This window comes from Luteimonas rhizosphaerae (assembly GCF_002849595.1).
Taxonomy (GTDB): Bacteria; Pseudomonadota; Gammaproteobacteria; order Xanthomonadales; family Xanthomonadaceae; genus Luteimonas; species Luteimonas cellulosilyticus.
Genome location: NZ_NRQR01000026.1, coordinates 130,306 through 152,393 on the forward strand (window position 1 = coordinate 130,306; position 22,088 = coordinate 152,393).

The following is a 22,088-nucleotide window of genomic DNA, read 5'->3' on the forward strand; positions in this document are numbered from 1 at the left end:
TCGAATCCCGACACATTCGCTGTGCGACAGCACTTGCAGGGCGCCAAACGCATCGCGCGCAAGCCCGCGCCTGCAGGCGTGGGCGGATTCCGCAGGTACCCAATGCGATGCACAGGGGCGAACGGACCTCAGCCCCGCACGCCGCTCAACCCGTGCGCAACCACGCCAGCACGGCCTGCACGTCGTCGGCTTCCAGCAGCAGTTCGGCGATCGCGTGCTGGCCGGTCGCGGCGGCGGTCGCGGCCAGTGCGGCGGTGCACAGCGCCTCGTTCCAGTCCGGCGATGCCACCAGGCCGGCGAGCAGCGGCAGTCGCGACAGTGCGGTGACGTAACCCTCGACGACGGCGTCGGGCACCTCGACCGCCTGCGCCGCGCGCGCGAGCTCGATGCTGGCCGGCAGCACGAAATGGCTCAGCGCGGCGCGCTCGGGCGCGGCGGCCAGCGCGTCGACGATGTGCGGCACCGCCGCGAACGACGCGCTGTGGATCGTGCCCTCCTGGCACAGCGCCAGCCACAGCGACTGCCACGGTTCGCTCTGCCAGTGGTCTTCCGGCGGCGCGGTGTCGAGCTGGGCGAGCAGTGCGGGGATCGCGCGCGCATCGCCCTGCGCGCACTGCAGCGTGGTCCAGGCCGGGTCGTCGAGGGCGAGCAGCGGCGCGTCGGGCGCGGCGTGGAGCGTGGTCACGCGCGCGTGCCGACGATCAGCCAGTTGTTGAACGGCGTGTCCCCGTACAGCGGCCGGATCGTCGTCGCCAGGCCCGCGCCTTCGAGCTGCGCACGCAGGCCGTCGGCGGTGGGATAGCACTTCGCGCGTTCCTGCATCCAGCCGACGAGGTTCGCCAGCCGGTCGGTCACGCGCGTGGTGCGGCTGCGCGAGGAGTCGTCGGCCAGGCCGCTGCGGATCACCAGCCGCGCACCGGGCGTCAGCATCGCGATCACCGTGTCGAGCAGCGCCCGCTGCTTGTCGTGCGAGAGGTACTGCAGCACGTCGAGGATCGCGACGCTGCCCTGGTGGTCGGGCGAGCCGTTGGCGAGATCGACGACGTCGAAGCGCGTGCCGCGCAGACCGCTGCGCGCGGCGACCTCGCGCCCGCGTTTGATCTTCGCCGCGTCGATGTCGACGCCGTAATACGCCAGCCGCTGGCCGTCGGCCTGCAGCGCGTGCGCCAGCAGGCCCAGGCCGCACCCCAGGTCGAGCACCGGCGCCGAGGTCGGTCGCAGGGCGTCGAGCACGCCCGGGTACAGCGGGTCTGTGCGCAGCTTGGTCAGCGTGTAGTAGTAGTCGTAGCGGTTGCCCAGCGGATGCGTCGGCAGGAACGCGCGGGCGATGCCGCGGGCGGCGTCGCGATCGAACGGAGCGGTGGGCGGCGCGGTCGTGGTCGAATTCATGGGCGCGACAATAAGCCGCGCACGACCGGCAGCGCCAGCCGCGTCCATTGCGCATACAGCGCGGCCGACGGGTGCAGGCCGTCGTCGGCGAGCATCTCGACCTCGCCGCCGCGCGCGCGGCTGACCGGTGCGATGTCGACGAAGGCCACGCCGTGCGCGGCGCAGATCGCCGCGGCCGCCGCGTTGTAGGCGTCGAGTTCTGCCGCGATCGACGCGATGTCGCGCCCCGAGTGCGCGCCGAACGGGGTCACGCCCCAGTCGGGAATCGCGAGCACGAACACCCGCGACGCAGTGCCGCCGGCGAAGCCGATCGCGCGCTGCAGCAGCGCGGTGAACGCCGGGGCGTACGCCGCGACGTCGCGGCCGCGGTACTGGTCGTTCACGCCGATCAGCAGGCTGACGAGCGCATAGGGGCCGCGTGGCGCGGCGGCGTCGATCGCCGCGTCGAGTTCGTCGGTGGTCCAGCCGGTCGTCGCGATGATCTCGGGCCCGTCGAGCGCGAGGCCCGCATCGCGCAACGCGTCCGCCAGCCGGACCGGCCAGCGGTCCTCGGGCGCGACGCCTTCGCCGATCGTGTAGCTGTCGCCGAGCGCGAGGTACGCCGCCGTCATCGCGCCGCGCGCGCCTGGCGCGTGGCGAGCGGCACGACCTTGCCCGTCGCTTCGACGTGGCGGTCGAGCACGCGCTCGATGCGCGCGAACACGTCGCGCAGCTGCTCGGGCGGCGGCAGCAGCGTCACCCGGAACCGGTTGCGGTAGGGCACGTTGAAGCTGTTGCCGGGCACCACCAGCACGCCTTCGGATTCCATCAGCTCGAGTGCGAACGCGTGATCGTCGAAGCCGGTGGCGAATTCCGCGGCGACGCCGGGGAAGGCGTACAGCGCGCCGCCCGGCGCATCGAGTTCGAGGTAACGGCTGGCCGCGCAGGCCTCGATGACCGCGCGCCGCGCCTCGTACAGGCGACCGCCGGGCTGGCACAGCGGGGTGATCGTGTCGGCACCGGTCAGTGCGGCCTCGATCGCGAACTGACCGGGCACGTTGGCGCACAGCCGCAACGCGCCGAGCAGGTCCATCGCGTTGCGGAACTCGTGGCTGCGCGCGGGATCGCCCGACAGCACCGCCCAGCCCACGCGCCAGCCGCAGGCGCGATGCACCTTCGACAGGCCGCCGAACGACACGCAGGGCACGTCGCCGGCGAGCGGCGCGATCGGCTCGAACGCCGCGCCGTCGTAGACGATGCTGTCGTAGATCTCGTCGCACAGCAGCAGCAGATCGTGCTTGGCGGCGATCGCGACGATGCGCTCGAGCAGCGCACGCGGATACACCGCGCCGGTCGGGTTGTTCGGGTTGATCAGCACGATGGCGCGCGTGCGCGGCGACACCAGCGCCTCGAGCGCGTCGGGATCCGGCAGGAAGCCATTCTCGGCCTTGCACTGGTAGAACACCGGGCGGCCGTCGTTGAGGATCGTCGCCGCCGACCACAGCGGGTAGTCGGGCGAGGGCACCAGCACTTCGTCGCCGGGATTGAGCAGCGCGCGCAGCGAGATGTCGATCAGTTCGCTGACACCGTTGCCGACGAACACGCGTTCGGGCGTGACGTGCGGCGTGCCGCGTGCGGCGTGGTGCGCGGCGATCGCCTCGCGCGCGACCGGCAGGCCCTGCTGGTGGGTATAGGGGTCGGTGTCGTGGATGTGGTCGGCGATCGCGCGCTGCAGATGCTCCGGCGCGCGGAAGCCGAACGCGCCGGGATTGCCGATGTTGAGCTTGATCAGCGAGCGCCCCTGCGCCTCGAGTTCGCGTGCGCGCCGGGCGAGTTCGCCGCGGATCTCGTAGCGCACTTCGGTCAGGCGTTCGCGGGTCTTCAGGGTCGGGGCGGACATGGCGGGAAACAGCGGCGGAAGTGCGCCGGATGCTAGCGGAAAAGCCCGCCGCCCGTGGGTTGGGCCGACGAATGGCGGGCGGTCGATCCGTGCCGACGGGCGACGCGACGATCCGGCGCCTGGCGTCCCGATGCGGCGTGGGCGTCGCACGACCGCGCGCCGCCGCGGAACACGACCGCCGGCGCGCCGATACCGGCCCGCCGGCCCAGGGCCTAGAATCCGCGCATGACCATCGCTTCGTCCCTCGTTTCCGCCACCGCCAGCGGCGCCACTTGAGCGCCGACCTCGCCGCGCTGCGCGCCATCGGCTGGCCCTTCGACAGCCTGTCGGCGAGCGGCGACTGGGGCGACTGCATGGCCGCGCATCCGGGCACGCGCCCGGCCCGGGTCATCGAGCAGCACCGCTCCGGCTACATCGTCGCCGACGGTCCGGACGGCGGCGGCAGCGTGGAGTCGCCGCCCGAATGGCTGCGCCGCAGCGGCTACCGCAAGGGCACGATGGCGCCCGAAGACCGCGCCGCGGTCGGCGACTGGGTGCTGATCGAGGACGGCAAGCGCATCGTCGCGATGCTGCCCCGGCGCAGCGCGATCAAGCGTGCGGCCGCCGGCGAGCATTACCGCCAGCAGCTGATCGCCGCCAACATCGACACCGTGCTGGTGGTCTGCGGGCTCGACGCCGATTTCAACCCGCGCCGCATCGAACGCTACCTGCTGCTGGTGCAGGGCGGCGGCACGCCGGTCATCGTGCTGACCAAGGCCGACAAGCCCGAGGCCGACATCGCCGCCGCAGTCGCCGCGCTGACCGAGATCGCCGGCCTGGGCGTCGCCGTGGTGCCGGTCAATGCGCGCGAGCGCGACAGCGTGCAGGGCCTGCACCGCTGGCTCGGGCCGGGCATGACCGCGGTCCTCGTCGGCAGTTCCGGCGCCGGCAAGTCGACGCTGACCAACAGCCTGCTCGGCACCGAACGCATGAAGACCGCCGCGGTGCGCGAGACCGATGACCGCGGCCGCCACACGACGACCCACCGCGCGCTGATCCCGCTGCCGTCGGGCGCCTGCCTGATCGACACGCCCGGCATGCGCGAGCTCAAGCCGACCGGCGAGGAAGACCTGGCCGAGGGCGGCTTCGCCGACATCGAGGCGATCGCCGCGCAGTGCCGGTTCCGCGACTGCACGCACGGCACCGAGCCGGGCTGCGCGGTGCAGGCGGCGCTCGCGGCCGACACGCTGGCGCCGCAGCGGCTGGGCAGCTACCTGAAACTGCGCGACGAGCTCGCCGGCGCTGCCGGCCTGCTCGCCAACCGCATGGCGCACAAGGCCGAGGCCAAGGCGCCGGTCGGCAAGGGCCCGGGAACGCGGCCGGCGAACAAGTCCGGCGCGCGGCCGGCCGGCAAGCCCGCCAAGCGCGGTACCGACTGGACGCGCGAGGAATGACCGCGCCGCATCCGGCTTGACGACGCGCGGCGCGCGCCGCCCAATCGGACGATGTCCGATACCCACGACATCGCCCACCACGCCGCGCTCGATACGCGGATGGTCGCCGCCGCGCGCGGCATCAAGCTGCTGAGCCTCGCCAGCTGGCCGCCCGCCGCTCAGCACCGCTTTCTCGCCGCGCATGCGGCCGGGCGCCGCGAGATGCCGGTCGTCGTCTATCCCGCGCTCGACTTCGGCGACACGCGGCGCGCGCTCGCCGCGATCGCGGCCGAGGCCGACCCCGCGCATCCGCTCGGCGCCTATCTGGTCGAATCGACCCGTGACTGGGACATCGCCGCGCAGCTGCTCGAAGCGCTCGGCACCGGCGCGGTCACCGCGCACGCGATCGCGCTGTACGGACGGCCCGATGCGCCGCTGCCCGGCGGCACGCTGACGACCTGCGACGCGGCCCGGCATTTCATCCACATCGCCGACGAACTCGATCCCGGCCTGCGCACCGAGGCGGGGCAGGTGTCGATCGATGCGCCGACGCTGCAGGCGCAGCTGCAGGGCGACCTGGATACGTACTTCGGCGCACGCGTCATCGCGGTCGAGCTCGATGCCGACATGATCGCCAAGGCCGCCGCCGGCGCGTACCGGCTGCGGCTGCGCGCCGACGCGCGCTATTCGGTCTTCGATCGCGCCCAGCTGCTGCAGCACGAGGCCTTCGTGCATTCGCTGACCGCCCTCAACGGCCGCGAGCAGACCGTGCTGCCGAGCCTGGCGATGGCGTCGCCGCGCACGACCGGCACCCAGGAAGGCCTGGCGGTGCTGGCCGAGCAGCTGACCGGCAGCATCGACATCGCGCGCATGCAGCGCATCAGCCTGCGCATCGAGGCGATCGCGCGCGCGCTCGACGGCGCCGATTTCCTCGAGGTGTTCGACTATTTCCACAGCGCCGGGCAATCGGCGACCGAGAGTTTCGCCTCCGCGCAGCGGGTCTTCCGCGGCGCGCCACTGGGCGGCGGCCACGCCTTCACCAAGGACGCGGTGTACCTGCGCGGGCTGATCGCGGTGCACACCTTCTTCCGCCAGGCGCTGGCGCAGCAGCGGCTGCCGCAGTGCCGGCAGCTGTTCGCCGGCAAGATGACGCTCGACGACGTGGTGCGGTTCGAGCCGCTGTTCGCCGCCGGCGTGCTGGCCGCGCCGCGCTGGCTGCCGCCGTGGCTGGCGCATGCGGGCGGCCTCGCGGGGATGCTGGCGTTCTCGCTGTTCGCCAACCGGATCCGCATCGACCGGCTGTAGCGCGTCCCGGCGTCAGCGGGTGAAGCGCGGCACGTCCGGCGTCGAATGCAGGATCCGCACGCCGTCGCCCAGGGTCGCCGGATCGGCGCCGGCGAGCAGCGCCTGCAACGCGGTGCGGTCGACGGCCGGTCCCGGCGCCAGGCCGATCCACGCGTTGCGGCCGGCGGCCTTCGCCGCGTACAGGCAGCGGTCGGCGAGCGCGCTGGTCTGCTGCCAGTCGCCGAGGGTCGGCCACGTGGTCGAGAACGGCCACGGCGCGAAACCGATCGAGCACGTCAACGGCACGATCGCGCCATGCGGCAGCACGACGGCCTCGTCGGCGACCACCCGGCGCACGCGCTCGGCCACGCCCGCCGCCGCGTCGGCATCGGCCAGGCGCGTGACCAGCAGGAATTCCTCGCCGCCCCAGCGCACCAGCAGGTCGCCGTCGCGACACAGCCCGCGCAGGCGCGCGGCGAACTGCACCAGCACCGCGTCGCCGGCCTGGTGGCCGTGGCTGTCGTTGACGCGCTTGAACGAGTCGATGTCGACCATGAAGAAGCACAGCGTGTCGGTCGCCGCGCCGCTGTCGAGGCGCGCCAGCACGCGGACCGATTCGCGTCCCAGCCAGTCCTGCAGCTCGCGCCGGTTGGCGACGTGGGTCAGCGGATCCAGCCGCGTCGCCGCGTCCAGCTGCGTGTTGCTGTCGAGCAGCTGGCGGTTGGCCTGCTCGAGCTGCGCGGTACGCTCGGCGACGGTGCGGTGCAGCAGGTCGACGTGCTCGCGTTCGCGGCGCACCGCGCGCCGGGTGCGATGCACGAACAGCGCGACTAGCAGCAGCGCCAGCAGCACGTAGGCCGCGTAGGCCAGCGGGTGCCGCCACCACGGCGGCGGCATGTCGATGGTCAGCACGCGCGACCCGCCGAACTGCCCGTCGCGGCCGGCGGCCTGGACTTCCAGCTGGTAGCGGCCGGCCGGCAGATGGTTGATCGACACTTCGGTGCGCGCCTCGTGCGGATAGATCCAGCCGCTGTGCAGCCCGTCGACGCGGTAGCGCAGCTGGGCCGCGGCCGGGGCGAGGAAGTCGATCGCGGTCATGCCGATGGTGAACACGCTGTCCTCGCTGTCGAGGGTGATGCCGCGCGCGTAGACGATGTCCCGGCCGGTCGACTGCCGGGCATCGGCATCGCTCTGCCGGCTCAGCAGCTGCAGGCTGGTCAGCACCGCGTGCGCGGGTGCGCTGCGCTGCGGCAGCTGCAGCGGATCGATGACGTCGAGTCCTTCGGTGCCGCCGAAGTAGAGCCGGCCGCGCGCGTCGACGAAGCTCGCGCCGCTGTTGTATTCCTGGTTGCGCAGGCCGTCGCGGCGGCCCAGGTTCTGGAAGATGCCGCTGGCCGGATCGACGACGCTGAGGCCGTAGTTGGTGCTGAGCCACAGCCGCCCCAGCGGGTCGGGCAGGATCCGGTAGATCACGTTGTTGGTCAGGCCCTCGCGGTCGGTCAGCACGGTCGACGCACCGGTGGCGCGGTCGATCCGGAACAGGCCCGCGGAGAACGTGCCGACCCACAGCGCGTCCGCGTCGCCGTGGATCGCCCAGATCGACCGGTGCAGGCCGTCGCCGCCCGGCTGCACGCGCGCGAACGTGTCGCCGTGCAGGCGCCACAGGCCGAGCGCATTGCTGCCGACCAACAGGCTGCCGTCGCGGTCGCGCGCCAGCGTGCTGACGAACTGGCCGCGCAGCGCGGCGACCCGCGGGTCGTCGACCAGGCGCCCGCCCGCATGGCGCAGCAGGCCGCTGCGGGTCGCGATCCACAGCGTGTCGCCGTCGACCAGCAGGTCGTCGATGCGCGGGTCGGGCAGGCCGTCGATCGCGGTCACGCGGCCGTCCGCGTGCAGCCGCCACAGGCCGCCGACCGCACCGACCCACCAGCTGCCGTCGGGCGCCGCGCGGATCGCGCGGATCGAATGGCCGGCGAATGCGGGGAGTTCGCGCCAGGCGCCGCCGGGCGTCTCGCGGACCCGCAGGCCACTGTCGGTGCCGACCAGGGTGCGCCCGTCGCCCCGCCACAGGGTGCGGATGCTGTGGCTGGGCCAGTCGGCCATGTCGCCGAGGCCGGCGCCGTCGTGGCGGATCACCGACGACAGCGGGCGCACCCGGTACAGGCCCGAGGTGTAGGTGCCGATCCACCACGCGCCGCTGCCGTTCTGGTGGAAGCGCGTGACCGCGCTGCGCAGCGGCCGGTCGAAACGCAGCGCGCGCGTCCGCTGGCCGCCGCGCGGCAGCTGCACCACGCGCCCGTCGACGAACCCGACCAGCACGCGACCGTCGTCGAGCCGCAGCAGCGCACTCGGCGCGCTGTCGCCGGCGCCGAGCGCGGCCGGCGCCCAGACGCGGCGCTGGCGGCCCGCATGCGTCAGCACGTGCAGGCCGCCATCGGCCGACGCCGCCCACATGCCTTCGGGGCCGACCTCCAGCGCGACACAGTGGCGCGCATCCTGCGGACCGGGCAGCGGCACCAGCGCATCGGCATCCACGCGCCACAGCCGGCAGGCATGGTCCAGCGCCACCGGCCGGCCCAGCGCCGCCGACCACGCCAGTCCGACCACCGGGTCGCTGGCGCCGATGGTGCGCGCGGCGGTGACCTCGGCATCGACGTGGTCGACGCCCCGTTCGGTCCCGATCCACGCGCCGCCGGCGGGATCCAGCAGCAGTTGCATCACCCGCACGTGCGACAGGCCCTGCGCGGTGCCGAGGCGGCGGTGCTCCCACGTCGGCAGATGCACGACTTCCAGCCCGGCGTCGTTGGTGCCCAGCCACAGCCGGGTGCGCGCCGATTCGAACGTCACGCTGTCGATGCTGCTGCTGACCAGGCCGTTGCCACGGCCGTCGGGCGCCGGGTCGTTGCGGTAGGCCTCGAAGCGGTGGCCGTCGAAGCGGTTGAGACCGTCCTGGGTCGCGACCCACAGGAACCCCTGGTCGTCGCTGGCCATCGCCGAGACCGTCAGCTGCGACAGGCCCTCGTCGAGGTCGTACATCTCCAGGCTCAGCGGCGGCCCGGCGTCGCCGGTCTGCGCGAGGCCGGGCGGCGCCAGTGCCAGCGCCGCGACGACGCCCAGCCCGCGGAGTCCCGTCGCCAGCCGCGCACGCACGCCGGCACGCGACCGGCCTGCGGTCGCGTGCGGCATTGCTGGCGATCTGGTCACTCCCACCCCGGCGGCTTCCCCACGCGCTGTCCCCTGTCCGGCATTGTGCCCGCACGCGCCGGGGGTGGCGGCGTCGTCGATGTCGGTCCTGCAGGGGCCGTGCCAGACTTGCGTGCATGACGCTGCCCGCTCCGACGATCCTGGTCGCCGACGACCACCCGCTGTTCCGCGCCGCGGTGCTGCACGCGCTGCGCGACAGCCTCGGTGCGATCGCCGTCGTCGAGGCCGCCAGCGCGTCGGCGCTCGCGGCCGCGGTCGTCGCCCATCCGCAGATCGAGCTGGTGCTGCTGGACCTGGCGATGCCGGGTGCGCGCGGCCTGTCGTCGCTGGTGCACCTGCGCGGCGAGCGGCCCGAGGTGCCGGTCGTGGTGATCTCGTCGAACGACCATCCGCGGACCGTGCGCCGGGTGCAGCAGTTCGGCGCCGCCGGCTTCATCTCCAAGTCCGCGCCGGCCGAATCGATCGGTCAGGCGGTCGCCACCGTGCTCGACGGCGGCACCTGGTTCCCGCCGCTGACCGCCGAGCGTTCGGAGGCCGACGCCCAGCTCGCCGTGCGCCTGGCGCAGCTGACCCCGCAGCAGTTCCGGGTGCTGCTGTGCCTCGCCGACGGCCTGCTCAACAAGCAGATCGCGCATGCGCTGGGCCTGGCCGAGAACACGGTCAAGGTCCACGTCACCGCGATCCTGAAGAAGCTCGACTGCCACAGCCGCACCCAGGCCGCGGTGCTGGTCAAGGCGCTGGAGCCCGACGGCGAGGTCTGACGCGCGGCGCCGCCTCAGCCGCGTGCGGCGGCCTCGGCGATGTAGGCGTCCACTTCGCGTTCCAGCAGCGGCAGCGGCACCACGCCGGTCAGCAGCACGCGGTTGTGGAACTGCTTCGGGTCGAAGCGGTCGCCCAGCGCGTCGCGCGCCTTGTCGCGCAGGCGCATGATCTCGAGCTGGCCGATCTTGTACGACGTCGCCTGCCCGGGCATGACCACGTAGCGGTCCACCTCCGACTGCGGAATGCCGTAGTCGATGGCCTGCTGGCGGGTCCAGCGCATCGCGTGCAGGCCGGTGTCGACGACCAGACGACGCGCGCGGAACAGTTCGGCGTCGAGCTGGCCGAGCCGGCCCTCGGCATCGCCTGCGTACCAGCCGTCCTCGACCGCCAGCTGCTCGGCGTACAGCGCCCAGCCTTCGCTGAAGGCGGAGATGCCGCCGAACGCACGGGTCTGGCGGAACTTGGGCAGCGCGGTGTTCTCCACCGACAGCGCGATCTGGAAATGATGGCCCGGCACGGTCTCGTGGTAGGTCAGCGTGCGCAGGCCGAAATTGGTGAGCCGGTCCGGCCGCAGCGGCATCTGGAACACGCCCTGCCGCGAGCCGTCGAGCGGCGGCGCGGTGTAGCTCGCCGCGGCATTCGCCCAGCGGTATTCGGGATAGGGCCGCGCGATCACCGCACTCGTCGGCACCACGTCGAACAGCGCCTGCGAGCGCTGCTCGGCGTCGCGGATCATCGTGTCGATGTCGGCCATCAGCCGCGCGCGCCCGTCGGCGTCGTCGGGATAGGCGAGGTCCCGGCGCAGCTGGGCGATGCGCGTTTCCACGCTGCCGTCGTTGCGGCCGAGCGAGCGCAGGATGCGGTCCATCTCGCCTTCGATGCGCGCGACCTCGTCGCGGCCGGTCTGGTGGATCTGTTCCGGCGACAGGTCGGTCGAGGTGAAGCGCCGCAGCTGGTGGCGGTAGTAGGCATCGCCGCCGGGCAGGCGCCACAGGCCGGCATCGTCGGTGGCCTGCGCGCGCTGCGCATCGAGCACCGCGATCGCGCGCTGCCATGCCGGATAGACCTTGGCTTCGACGATGCGCGTCGCGTCGGCGACGTAACGCGCGCGCTGGGCGGCGTCGACGGATTCGACCGTGGCGAGCTTCTCGTCGAGCGTCGCGACCAGCGGGTTCTGCGCCGGCGGCGTCGACACGAAATGGCGCATCTGCGCGATCGTCTGATCGAGGATGAAACGCGGCGGCAGGATGCCGTCGGCGGCCATCGCCTGCGCGCGCTGCGCGGCTTCGTCCATGCGCGCCTCGAACTGGCCGAGCCGGGCGAGGTAATGGTCGGCGTCCTGCGCGCTGCCCAGCGGATGGATCACCGTCATCAGGTTGGGCAGGCCGACGTTCGCGCCGCTCATCTGCTGCAGCGGATACGCGTAGTCGCGGAATTCGGCGCCGTCGACGATGCCGGTCAGCAGCCAGTCCATCAGCTCGGCCGACACGCGCTCGGTGTCGGTCATCGCCGCGCGGTCGAAGCCCGCGAGCTGCGCCAGGCCCTCGCGCGCGAGGGCGGCGGTCTCCGCGTCGAACGCGGCCGTCTCCGGCGTCAGCATCGCGTCGAGCTCGGCCTGACGCGCGCCGTCGAAGAAGCGGCTGCCGGTGGAGGCCGACGGCTGGCGCTGCATCCACGTGTCGGTGAATTCGGCGAAGAACGGGCCGATCGCGCCGCGCTGGTCCGCGGCGGTCGCGGCCGGCGCCGTCCCGTCCCGCGTCGCGGTGCCGGCGCCGCTGCAGCCGGCGAGCAACACGGCGGCAATGCCGAGGGCGAGGGGAAGGGCACGGAAACCGAACACAGGACGTGCGGGCATGACAGCTCCTTGGCGAAACGCGGTCGTCGATTCTAGGTCCTGCCGGTCGGCGGGCACTCACGCGGCGCTGCAGGCGGGCGGCGGCGAAGGCGCGCGCGCCCGGATCGCGTCCGGCGCGGCGTCAGCTGCTGAAGTTCAAGAAGGGCGCCCGCAGGTCTTCCCAGCGGCCGGGCCGGGCGAGCGGGAAGCCGGCCGCGTCGGCGCGCGCGAACCAGTCTTCGATCCGGGCCCGCGCGATGCCGTCCACGTCGCCCTGCATCGCCAGCAGGCCGCTGAAGTACCAGCCGATGGCGGCGCCCGCATCGCCCGCGCGCTGGAAGTTCGCCAGCGCGGCCTGCTGATCGCGGGGCATGCCGATGCCGAAATGCTGGAGCAGGCCGAGATCGATCCACGCCTCGGCATCCCCGCGCGCCGCCTGGTCGCGGATCGACGCGACGATGCCGTCGAGCCGTGCCTGCGACGCGGGGGTGACCGGTGCTTTCAGGTCGGGCCGACCGCCCAGCTGCGTCGTCCTGAGGGCGCCGCGTTCGAAGACATCCTGCGTGGTCATCGCAAATCGCATGCGCCAGCGCGCTTCGCCCGGCGCATCGCCGTCGCGGCGCGCCATATCCCACAGGTCGCGCATCGCCGCCGTCGAGCCGTGCGCGGCCGCGCGCAGCAGCCAGGGGCGGCCCTGGGCCGGTCGGGGGCGCCGGAGACTGCCGTCTGCGTCGCGTTCTCCGTAGGGCGCCAGACTGCCGGACGACAGCGCCCGGCCCAGCCGCGCCTCGGCCGCCACGACCGCGTCGTCGACCGGGCGGACCTTTGCGGCCTGTCGGTACAGACGCAGCGCCTTCCAGTCCTGCTGCCGGGCGTGTTGCTGGCCGGCCTGCAGCCAGGCCTGCGCGCCGGCATCGGCGTCGGGCCGCACCGGGCCCATGGCGCAGCCGGCGAGGGCGAGGACCCAGAGGGACAGCGCCGCGACGGCGAGACGAAACAGAGGGCGGGGTGACATGGACATGGCGTGGGCGGAATTCCAGATGGCGACGTGATGGTGACTGCGGGCCGCGGGCAGCAGGGTGCAGTGGCTCGGGTGGAAACGGCGGGTGCGCACGTGGACGCAGCCGTCAGCCGCGCCGCAGCAGCCGCTGGCTCAGCAGCGCACGCAGTGTCGGCGGCCGCACCGGCAGCGGCAGCACGCTCCAGTCGTGCGCGTCCGCCAGTGCACGCAACGCGGCATCACCGTGTTCGACCAGCAGGATCACCAGCGGCGTCGTCGTCCAGCCGGCCTGCAGGGTGCGCCAGCGTGTGCCGACATCGGGGCGGTGGCCTCGCGCGGCGAGCAGCAGCACCTCGGGCGCGTCGCTCGACGATGCCGGCGGGCCGCCACCGTCGATCACGTCGCACTGCCACTGCCGCAACCGGGCGCGCAACGCCTCCGCGGCGTCCGCATCGTCGTCGACGACCTGGATGCGGCAGCCGCGCAGCGGCGATTCGGCGTCGGCGTCGCGCACCGGCACGACCGCTTCGGTTTCGGCGTGGCCGGGCGGCGCCAGCGGCACGGTCACCGCGAACACGCTGCCGACGCCGGGCCGCGAGCGCAGCGTGATGCGATGGCCGAGCAGGCGCGCGGTACGGTCCACGATCGCCAGGCCCAGGCCCGCGCCGCGCTCGCTGGCGATGCCGTCGTCGAGCCGGCGGAATTCCTCGAAGATTTCGCGCTGCCGGTTCGGCGGAATGCCCGGTCCGGTGTCGTGGACCTCGATGCGCAGCGCGTCGCCGACGCGGCGGCAGCCGAGCACGATGCGGCCCTGCGCGGTGTAGCGGACCGCGTTCGACAGCAGGTTCTGCAGCAGCCGGCGCAGCAGGGTCGCGTCGCTGGTGATCCACGCGCGCGTCGGCACGTGGTCGAGGCGCAGGCCGCGCGCTTGCGCCAGCACGCCGGCATCGCGCGCCAGCGCGTCGAGCAGCGGCCCCAGCGCGAGGTCGCGCACGTCGGTCTGCAAGGTGCCCGATTCCAGCCGGGCGATGTCGAGCAGGCTCGCGAGGATGCCGTCCTGCGCGGCGAGCGCGCCGTCGATGTTGTCGGCGAGTGCGCGCGTCGGCAGGTCCGGCAGCCGCGTGCGCAGGCCCGACAGGAACATCCGCGCCGCGTTCAGCGGCTGCAGCAGGTCGTGCACCGCGGCGGCAGCGAAGCGGCTCTTGTAGCGGGCGGCGGCTTCGGCGTCGTGGCGCGCCTGTTCCAGATCGGCGGTGCGCTCGGCGATGCGCTGCTCCAGCGCGTCGGCCAGCGAACGCAGGTCGCGCGCGGTGTTCTTGTACGAGGTGATGTCGGCGTAGCTGGTCACGAAGCCGCCCTCGGGCAGCGGATTGCCGCGGATCTCCAGCACGGTACCGTCGTCCTTCTCGCTCTCGCGCAGGTGCGGGCGGCCGCTGCGCAGATGGCCCAGCCGGCGCTGGATCGCGTCTTCCACCGGCCCCGGGCCGAGCAGCCCGCGGCGCGCGTTGTAGCGGAACACCGCTTCGATCGACGTGCCGACCTGGACCAGATCCGGCGGGAACCGGAACAGCTCGATGTAGCGCGCGTTCCACGCGACGATGCGCAGGTCCGCGTCGACGATCACCACGCCCTGCGGCAGATGCGCCAGGCGCCGGCTCAGGCCGGTGTCGGCCTCCTGCGCCGCGGCGACCAGGCCGTCCTGCGCGGTGCGCAGTTCCTCGGCGTGATGGCGCACCAGGGTCTCGAGCTCCGCGCGGCTGCGCCGGCGCAGCGCGCCCATGCGCAGCCGCTGCTGCACGAACAGCAGCACGAAGGCGAGGGCCAGCCACGACGCACCGGCGATGCCGGCCCACTGCCAGCCGGCCGCGGCGACCGGCGTCGCGTCGTGCAGCAGGTGCAGCGTCCAGTCGGTGCCGGCGATCGGCTGGCGCTGCCACAGCCACTGGCCGGGGCGCGCGGGCAGGGCGATGCGCACCAGCGCGCCGCCATCGGGCAGGCTGCGCAGCGTGCGGCTGGCGACCGGCTGCAGCGTGCGGCCTTCGTACTGGCGCGTCGCCGCGAGTTCGGCGCGCGCGCGGGCGTCCAGTGGTCGCAGCGTGCGGTAGCGCCAGTCGGCGCGGCTGGCGAGGAACACCACGCCGCGCGCATCGCTGACCAGCACGGTGTCGAGATCCGACGGCCAGGCCTGTTCGATCGCCGCGAGTTCGATCTTGATGACGACGACGCCGATCGCGCGGCCGGCGGCGTCGCGCAGCGCCTCCGACAGGAAATAGCCCGGCACGCCGGTGGTCACGCCGATGCCGTAGAACCGCCCCGAGCCTTCGCGCAGCGCCTGTTGCACGTAGGGGCGGAAGCCGTATTGCGCGCCGACATTGCTGCCCGGCTCGCGCCAGTTGCTGGCCGCGACCGCCGTGCCGTCGGCGTCGATCAGGGTCAGCGTCGACGCGCGGCTGGTGCGGTTGGCGTCTTCCAGCCGCAGGTTCAGGCGCTGGCGCGTCGCCGCGTCGACCGGCCCGGCGACGCTGCGGCGCAGGTCCGGATCCAGCGCCAGCAACTGCGGCAGGGTGCGGTAGCGTTCGATCTGCTGGCTCAGCGCCTGGCGGTGCAGCGCGGCCTGCTGGTCGGCGAGCCGGGCCTGGATGGCGAGTTCGTGGCGCTCGCCGGCGCGCCAGGCCAGGCCCGCGGCCAGCACCAGGCCGCCGAGCACCAGCAGCGCGGACAACAGGCGCTGGCGACGGGCGGACGTGGGGCGCATGGCCGCCAGTCTAGCGGCGCGATCCGCGCCGCGACGGGGTGCAGCGCCGGTCTAGTCCCAATGCGCTATCGGCGCGGCGCGGCGCGCGGGGTACAACGTCGCCCTTCCCGGCCCGTTGCGTCCCTCGCCCATGCAGCCCATTCCCGCGCCCGATCCCGCCGTGCAGCAGCGCCTGCCGCTGTATCGCCAGCTGTACGTGCAGGTGATCGTCGCGATCGTGCTCGGCGCGCTGCTCGGCCACTACTCGCCGCTGCTGGCCGAACAGATGAAGCCGCTCGGCGATGGCTTCATCAAGCTGGTCAAGATGATCATCGCGCCGGTGATCTTCCTGACCATCGTCACCGGCATCGCCGGCATGACCCAGTTGCGCACGGTCGGCCGCGTGTTCGCCAAGGCGATGGCGTACTTCCTGTTCTTCTCGACCCTGGCGCTGGTCATCGGCCTGGTCGTCGCGCACGTGGTGCGGCCCGGCGCGGGCATGAACATCGATCCGGCCTCGCTCGACGCGACCGCGGTCGAGGGCTTCGTGCAGGCCTCGCACGAGATGACGCTGACCGGCTTTCTGCTCGACGTGATCCCGTCGACCCTGGTCGGCGCCTTCGTCGACGGCAACATCCTGCAGGTGCTCTTCATCGCGGTGCTGTTCGGCATCGCGCTGGCGATGGTCGGCGACAAGGGCCGCCCGGTGCAGCTGTTCCTCGAAGCGCTGATCGCACCGGTGTTCAAGCTGGTGCACATCCTGATGAAGGCCGCGCCGATCGGCGCCTTCGGCGCGATCGCCTTCACCATCGGCCGCTACGGCGTGGAATCGCTGGCCAACCTGGCGTGGCTGGTCGGCACGTTCTACGTCAGCGCGCTGCTGTTCGTGCTGGTGATCCTGGGCGCGGTGTGCCGGCTGTGCGGCTTCTCGATCCTCAAGCTGATCCGCTATCTGAAGGCCGAGCTGCTGCTGGTGCTGGGCACCTCGTCGTCGGAATCCGCGCTGCCGTCGCTGATGGAGAAGATGGAAAAGGCCGGCTGCCAGAAGTCGGTCGTCGGCCTGGTCGTGCCGACCGGCTATTCGTTCAACCTCGACGGCACCAACCTGTACATGACGCTGGCCGCGCTGTTCATCGCCCAGGCCACCAATACCGAACTCACGCTGTGGCAGCAGATCACCCTGCTGCTGGTGGCGATGCTGAGCTCCAAGGGCGCGGCCGGCGTGACCGGCGCGGGCTTCATCACCCTCGCCGCGACGCTGTCGGTCGTGCCCACGGTGCCGGTCGCGGGCATGGCGCTGATACTCGGCGTCGACCGCTTCATGAGCGAGTGCCGCTCGATCACCAACTTCATCGGCAACGCGGTCGCGACCGTCGTGGTCTCGCGCTGGGAGAACGCGCTCGACCGCGACCAGCTGCAGCGCGTGCTCGACGGCGGCCCGGCGTTGGTCGACGCCGCCGCGCCCGTCGCGCCCTTGCCCGACACCACGCACACCGGCGCCGCCGCGACGCCCGCGGCCCGCTGATTCCGCACACACCAGGAGGGGACCCATGACACTTTCGATCCGATGGGCCGGCGCGGTCGCCGGCCTGTTGCTGGCCTGCACCGGGCTGGCGCACGCGCAGGCCGCGCCCGAGACCGTGACGCTGTGGCCGGCCGGCCATCTGCCGCAGAACGTGACCGGCCCCGAGCAGGTCGGCACCGAAGGCAGCGCGCTCGGCGCGGTGACGCGCGTCGTCGAGCCGCGCATGGAGATCTACCGGCCCGCGCAGCCCAACGGCACCGCGGTGCTGATCCTCGGCGGCGGCGGCTTCTTCCGCATCCAGGTCGGCACGGCCGCGGCGCCGATGGCGCAGTGGCTGTCGTCGATCGGCGTCACCGCGGCAGTGCTGTACTACCGTCTGCCGGCCGACGGCTGGCCCGCCGCGGCGCCGTTCCAGGACGGCCAGCGCGCGATGCGCCTGCTGCGCAGCCAGGCCGATGCGCTCGGCATCGATCCGCAGCAGATCGGCGTCATGGGCTCGTCCGCGGGCGCGACCCTCGGCGGCATCCTCGGCACGCGCTACGACCACGCCTTCTACCCGGCGCTCGACGCCGTCGACCAGGTCCCCTCGCGCCCGGACTTCCTGGCGATGCTGTACCCGGTGGTCTCGCTGCAGGCGCCGCTCGACACCACGCGCACCCGCCGCGAACTCGGCACGCAGTCCGACGCGGTCGCTGCGTATTCGGTGGAATCGCACGTGCGCGCCGGCATGCCGCCGGTGTTCCTGGTCCACGCCGCCGACGATGCGATCGCCGACGTCGGCCACAGCCTGGCGATGTTCAACGCCGCGCGCGCCCAGAACGTGCCGGCCGAGATGCACATCTTCGAGCGCGGCGGCCACAGCTGGGGGCTGGGCAAGCCGGGCGCGCTGGTCGGGCAGTGGCCGCGCCTGTTCGCGACCTGGGCGCGCAGCCACGGCTTCATGCAGGCCGCGCCGGTCAGCCTGCAGCCGCTGATCGGCGATCGCGCGCCGCCGCCGGTGGCCGAGCCCGAAGACGACGACACCGCATTCGAAGAGGACGGCGACTGATGCGCACGACACCGGTCACCGCACACGCACACACGGGAGAGCACCACATGACACGACGCCGCACCGCCGCGCTGACCGCGGCCATCGGCCTGGCCCTCGGCGCCGCCTCGCTGTCGGCCGCCGCGCAGGACGGCGACGCCGCCCTGCGCAGCCTAGTCGAACAGCAGGCCGAACAGCTGCGCCTGCAGTCCGCCCAGCTCGAGCAGCTCAACGCGCGCCTCGCCGCGCTGGAAGGCAACGCCCCGCGCGTCGCCACCGCGCCGGCGACGTCGCCGGCGACGACCGGCGTGCTTGCGTCGGACACCCAGGCACAGGTCGAGGCCGCCGTCGCCGACACCCGCCAGGACGATCTCGCGATCCTGCAGGCCCAGGTCGCCCAGCTCGCCGCGACCGGTACCGGCAGTGGCGGCGGCAACGTCAGCTGGCGTCGCGGCGGCCCGGAGTTCCGCAGCGCCGACCGCTTCTTCACCTTCAACCCGCGCGGCCGGGTGCTGGTGGACGTCTCGTCGACGCGCGGCTCCAGCTTCGACGACCGCAACATCACCGGCACCAACCTGCGCCAGGCGCGCATCGGCGCGCAGGGCAACCTGGGGTCGCTGGGCTACAAGATCGACGCCGAGCTGTCGGACAACGTCGTCAGCCTGTCGGATGCCTATGTGCGCTGGAACACGTCGATCGGCAGCCTGCCGACCGAGGTCTACATCGGTAACAAGCTGAAAGACCGCGCGCTGGATTCCAGCTCCACGCTGACCCGCACGCCCTTCATGGAGCGCAATGCGGTCGCCAGCGTCGGCATGCCGGCCAGCGGCTACTTCGGCCTCGGCGTGCAGGTGAAGACCATCGGCCAGAACTGGCACACCACGTTCGGCATCTCCGGCGACGACGTCGGCAACGCCGGCGCGGAAACCGACTCGCTGACCTATTCCTTCCGCGGCCACGTCAATCCGGTCAAGCGCCCGGCCGGCTTCCTGCACGTCGGTGGCTGGTACGTGCACGAGGACTACGGCGTCGACACCAACCGCATCAACCGCACGCCGCGCATCGCCTCGCGCTTCAACGACAACGTCCGCGTGTCGGCCAGCGCGATCAACGACGTCACCGGCGAGCAGGTCTGGGGCGCGGAGCTCGGCGGCACGTTCCGCAACTTCTGGGCCTTCGCCGAGACCAGCGCGACCACGCTGCAATCGGACTCGGTCGGCGATGTCGAGCAGAAGGCGCATTCGGCCTATGCCGGCTGGCTGATCACCGGCGAGAAGCCCGGCTTCAGCGCCCGCTCCGGCGTCTGGGGCACGACCCGCGTCGCGCGTCCGGTCACCGACGGCGGCATCGGCGCGTGGGAACTCGCGACGCGCTACGACAAGTACGACTTCACCGACGCCGCGCGCGGCGGCGAGGGCGATTCGTGGACGCTCGGCGTCAACTGGTACCTCAACAACTGGTCGCGCGTGATGTTCAACTACGTGCGCTGGAACACCGAGAACCAGGTCGGCGCCTACGCCGGCGAGGATGCGGGCAACAGCTTCAACATCCGCACCCAGGTCGTGTTCTGACCCGGCGCACCGCCGCCCCGGCGCCGCGCATGCGGCGCTGCAACACACCGCTCCGTCCGGGAGCCACTGCGGGGCAGGGTTAGAATCCTGTCCCGCGTTCTTTTTCCAGAGCAGAACCCCGCCGATGTCCAACGACGATTTCCGCCAGGCCGCCCTCGATTACCACCGCCTGTCGCCGCCCGGCAAGATCACCGTCAACGCCACCAAGCCGATGCTGACCCAGCGCGACCTGGCGCTGGCGTACTCGCCCGGCGTCGCGTTCGCCTGCGAGGAGATCGTCCGCGACCCGAACATGGCCAGCGAGCTCACCGCGCGCGGCAACCTGGTCGCGGTGATCTCCAACGGCACCGCGGTGCTCGGCCTCGGCGACATCGGCCCGCTGGCCGGCAAGCCGGTCATGGAAGGCAAGGGCGTGCTGTTCAAGAAGTTCGCCGGCATCGACGTGTTCGACATCGAGGTCGACGAGCGCGATCCCGACAAGCTGGTCGACATCATCGCCAGCCTCGAGCCGACCTTCGGCGGCATCAACCTCGAGGACATCAAGGCGCCGGAGTGCTTCATCGTCGAGCGCAAGCTGCGCGAGCGGCTGAAGATCCCGGTGTTCCACGACGACCAGCACGGCACCGCGATCATCGTCGGCGCCGCGATCGTCAACGCGCTCGAAGTCGCCGGCAAGAAGCTCGAGGACGTGAAGTTCGCGACCACCTCGACATGCTGGTCGCGCTGGGCCTCAAGCCCGAGAACATCCTCGCCTTCGACCGCGACGGCGTGATCCACACCGGCCGTCCGGGCCTCGACCCCGACAAGGCGCGCTACGCCCGCGACACCGAGGCACGCACGCTGGCCGAGATCGTCGACGGCGCCGACGTGTTCCTCGGCCTGTCGGCCGGCGGCATCCTCACCGCGGAGATGGTCGCGACGATGGCGCCGCGCCCGGTGATCCTCGCGCTCGCCAATCCCTACCCGGAAATCATGCCGGAGGACGCCAAGCGCGTGCGCCCGGACGCGATCATCGCCACCGGCCGCTCGGACTACCCGAACCAGGTCAACAACGCGGTGTGTTTCCCGTACATCTTCCGCGGCGCGCTCGACGTCGGCGCGACCGGCATCAACGAGGCGATGAAGCTCGCCTGCGTGCATGCGATTGCGCAGCTCGCGAAAGAGGAAGCCAGCGACCTCGGCAGCGCCTACGGCGAGGAGATCCCGAGCTTCGGCGAGGACTACATCATCCCGCGCCCCTTCGATCCGCGCCTGCTGACGATCGTCGCGCCGGCCGTCGCCGAAGCCGCGATGGCGTCGGGCATCGCCCTGCGCCCGATCGACGACATGCGCGCCTACCGCGAGAAGCTGGGCCAGTTCATCCACCGCACCGGCCTGGTGATGAAGCCGGTCTACGACCGCGCGCGCGCCGACCGCCAGCGCGTGGTCTACGCCGAGGGCGAGGAAGAGACCGTGCTGCGCGCGGTGCAGACCGTCGTCGACGAAGGCCTCGCGTTCCCGATCCTGATCGGCCGCCCGGACGTCATCGAGACGCGCATCAAGCGCCTGGCGCTGCGCCTGGTCGCGGGCCGCGATTTCGAACTGACCAACATCAACGACGATCCGCGCTTCAACGAGTACTGGCAGCACTACCACGCCATGACCGCGCGCCGCGGCGTCACGCCGGATTCGGCCAAGACCCTGCTGCGCTCGCGCCCGACCCTGATCGCCGCGATCATGGTCGACCGCGGCGAAGCCGACGCGATGATCACCGGCATCGTCGGCCGCTTCCACAAGAAGCTCGGCTACGTGCGCAGCGTGTTCCCGCTCGACCCGGGCCTGCAGAGCACCTCGGCGATGACCGGCGTGGTCAACGACCAGGGCCTGTGGTTCTTCCTCGACACCCACGTGCAGCCCGACCCCTGCGCCGAGCAGATCGCCGAGAGCACCATCCAGGGCGCCTACCGCCTGAAGCTGTTCGGCATCGAGCCGAAGATCGCGCTGCTGTCGCATTCCAACTTCGGCAGCCACGACGATCCGAGCGCGAAGAAGATGGCGCAGGTCCGCCAGATCCTGCTCAAGCGCGCGCCCAAGCTCGAGGTCGACGGCGAGATGATGGCCGACACTGCGTGGGACGAAGCGCTGCGCAAGCGCATGCTGCCGGGCACCACGCTCAGCGGCCGCGCCAACCTGTTCGTGTTCCCGAACATCGACGCGGCCAACATCACCTACAACATGATCCGGGTCATGACCGGCGGCGTCGCCCTCGGCCCGATCCTGATGGGCGTCAGCAAGCCGGCGCACGTGCTCACCCCGTCGGCCACCCCGCGCCGGGTCATCAACATGACCGCCATCGCCTCGGTCGACGCCCAGATCCGCAAGGCCCAGCAGCTCGACGCCGCCTCGCAGGACGGCTGAGCGCACGGTGTGCGATGCCCGCCGCCACGCGGCGGGCAATCGCGCGCCAGCGCGCTCCTGCACAACCGTC

The 22,088-nt window shown here is 72.4% G+C and carries 14 protein-coding genes and 1 pseudogene; 7 read left to right on the forward strand and 8 right to left on the reverse strand.

Annotated elements, in window-relative coordinates:
* Positions 1–145: 145 nt before the first annotated feature.
* From CJ022_RS14005 to CJ022_RS14020, 4 genes are read right to left on the reverse strand one after another with little or no spacing between them, the layout of a single operon-like run.
* Positions 146–685 carry a hypothetical protein gene (locus tag CJ022_RS14005; RefSeq protein WP_101927246.1) on the reverse strand — a complete coding sequence of 180 codons (540 nt, stop codon included), beginning with the start codon at positions 683–685 and terminating at the stop codon, positions 146–148.
* A complete protein-coding gene (locus tag CJ022_RS14010) occupies positions 682–1,389 on the reverse strand; it encodes a class I SAM-dependent methyltransferase (RefSeq protein ID WP_101927247.1) in 708 nt (235 codons plus the stop codon). Before CJ022_RS14010 ends, CJ022_RS14005 begins: the two co-directional genes overlap by 4 nt.
* Entirely contained in the window at positions 1,386–2,000 is a 615-nt protein-coding gene (locus CJ022_RS14015; RefSeq protein ID WP_101927248.1) for an SGNH/GDSL hydrolase family protein, read from the reverse strand. Before CJ022_RS14015 ends, CJ022_RS14010 begins: the two co-directional genes overlap by 4 nt.
* Positions 1,997–3,268, reverse strand: a complete 1,272-nt coding sequence (locus CJ022_RS14020) for an aminotransferase class I/II-fold pyridoxal phosphate-dependent enzyme (RefSeq protein ID WP_101927249.1) — start codon at positions 3,266–3,268, stop codon at positions 1,997–1,999. Before CJ022_RS14020 ends, CJ022_RS14015 begins: the two co-directional genes overlap by 4 nt.
* Positions 3,269–3,540: 272 nt before the next feature.
* Between CJ022_RS14020 and rsgA the strand changes: the two genes are divergently transcribed.
* The gene (rsgA, locus tag CJ022_RS14025; RefSeq protein ID WP_425490770.1) at positions 3,541–4,701 is read left to right on the forward strand and encodes a ribosome small subunit-dependent GTPase A; all 1,161 of its coding nucleotides are present in this window, start codon (positions 3,541–3,543) and stop codon (positions 4,699–4,701) included.
* A gap of 51 nt (positions 4,702–4,752) precedes the next feature.
* On the forward strand, positions 4,753–5,985 hold the full coding sequence (locus CJ022_RS14030; RefSeq protein WP_101927250.1) for a flavohemoglobin expression-modulating QEGLA motif protein: 1,233 nt from the start codon (positions 4,753–4,755) through the stop codon (positions 5,983–5,985).
* A 12-nt stretch (positions 5,986–5,997) separates the two neighbouring features.
* On the opposite strand, the gene CJ022_RS14035 is transcribed toward CJ022_RS14030, so the two are convergent.
* The gene (locus CJ022_RS14035; RefSeq protein WP_101927251.1) at positions 5,998–9,150 is read right to left on the reverse strand and encodes a ligand-binding sensor domain-containing diguanylate cyclase; all 3,153 of its coding nucleotides are present in this window, start codon (positions 9,148–9,150) and stop codon (positions 5,998–6,000) included.
* A gap of 134 nt (positions 9,151–9,284) precedes the next feature.
* Between CJ022_RS14035 and CJ022_RS14040 the strand changes: the two genes are divergently transcribed.
* On the forward strand, positions 9,285–9,929 hold the full coding sequence (locus tag CJ022_RS14040; RefSeq protein WP_425490771.1) for a response regulator: 645 nt from the start codon (positions 9,285–9,287) through the stop codon (positions 9,927–9,929).
* A 14-nt stretch (positions 9,930–9,943) separates the two neighbouring features.
* Here CJ022_RS14040 and CJ022_RS14045 read toward each other — a convergent pair whose 3' ends face one another.
* The 3 genes from CJ022_RS14045 to CJ022_RS14055 all read right to left on the reverse strand — a co-directional run bounded on the left by CJ022_RS14045 (position 9,944) and on the right by CJ022_RS14055 (position 15,519).
* A complete protein-coding gene (locus CJ022_RS14045; protein ID WP_101927252.1) occupies positions 9,944–11,785 on the reverse strand; it encodes a DUF885 domain-containing protein in 1,842 nt (613 codons plus the stop codon).
* A gap of 121 nt (positions 11,786–11,906) precedes the next feature.
* On the reverse strand, positions 11,907–12,779 hold the full coding sequence (locus CJ022_RS14050) for an SEL1-like repeat protein (protein ID WP_143703995.1): 873 nt from the start codon (positions 12,777–12,779) through the stop codon (positions 11,907–11,909).
* A 112-nt stretch (positions 12,780–12,891) separates the two neighbouring features.
* Positions 12,892–15,519: a PAS-domain containing protein gene (locus CJ022_RS14055; RefSeq protein ID WP_101927254.1), complete on the reverse strand. Its 2,628-nt coding sequence runs from the start codon at positions 15,517–15,519 to the stop codon at positions 12,892–12,894.
* A gap of 130 nt (positions 15,520–15,649) precedes the next feature.
* On the opposite strand from CJ022_RS14055, the gene CJ022_RS14060 reads away from it, so the two are divergent.
* From CJ022_RS14060 to CJ022_RS14075, 4 genes and pseudogenes are all read left to right on the forward strand, one after another.
* On the forward strand, positions 15,650–17,023 hold the full coding sequence (locus CJ022_RS14060; protein WP_101927255.1) for a dicarboxylate/amino acid:cation symporter: 1,374 nt from the start codon (positions 15,650–15,652) through the stop codon (positions 17,021–17,023).
* Between the two features lie 25 nt (positions 17,024–17,048).
* Positions 17,049–18,071, forward strand: coding sequence for an alpha/beta hydrolase (locus CJ022_RS14065; protein WP_101927256.1), 1,023 nt, complete (start codon positions 17,049–17,051; stop codon positions 18,069–18,071).
* A gap of 47 nt (positions 18,072–18,118) precedes the next feature.
* Positions 18,119–19,621: an OprO/OprP family phosphate-selective porin gene (locus CJ022_RS14070; protein WP_101927257.1), complete on the forward strand. Its 1,503-nt coding sequence runs from the start codon at positions 18,119–18,121 to the stop codon at positions 19,619–19,621.
* 124 nt (positions 19,622–19,745) lie between these two features.
* A pseudogene (locus CJ022_RS14075) lies at positions 19,746–22,018 on the forward strand (NADP-dependent malic enzyme).
* Positions 22,019–22,088: the final 70 nt, after the last annotated feature.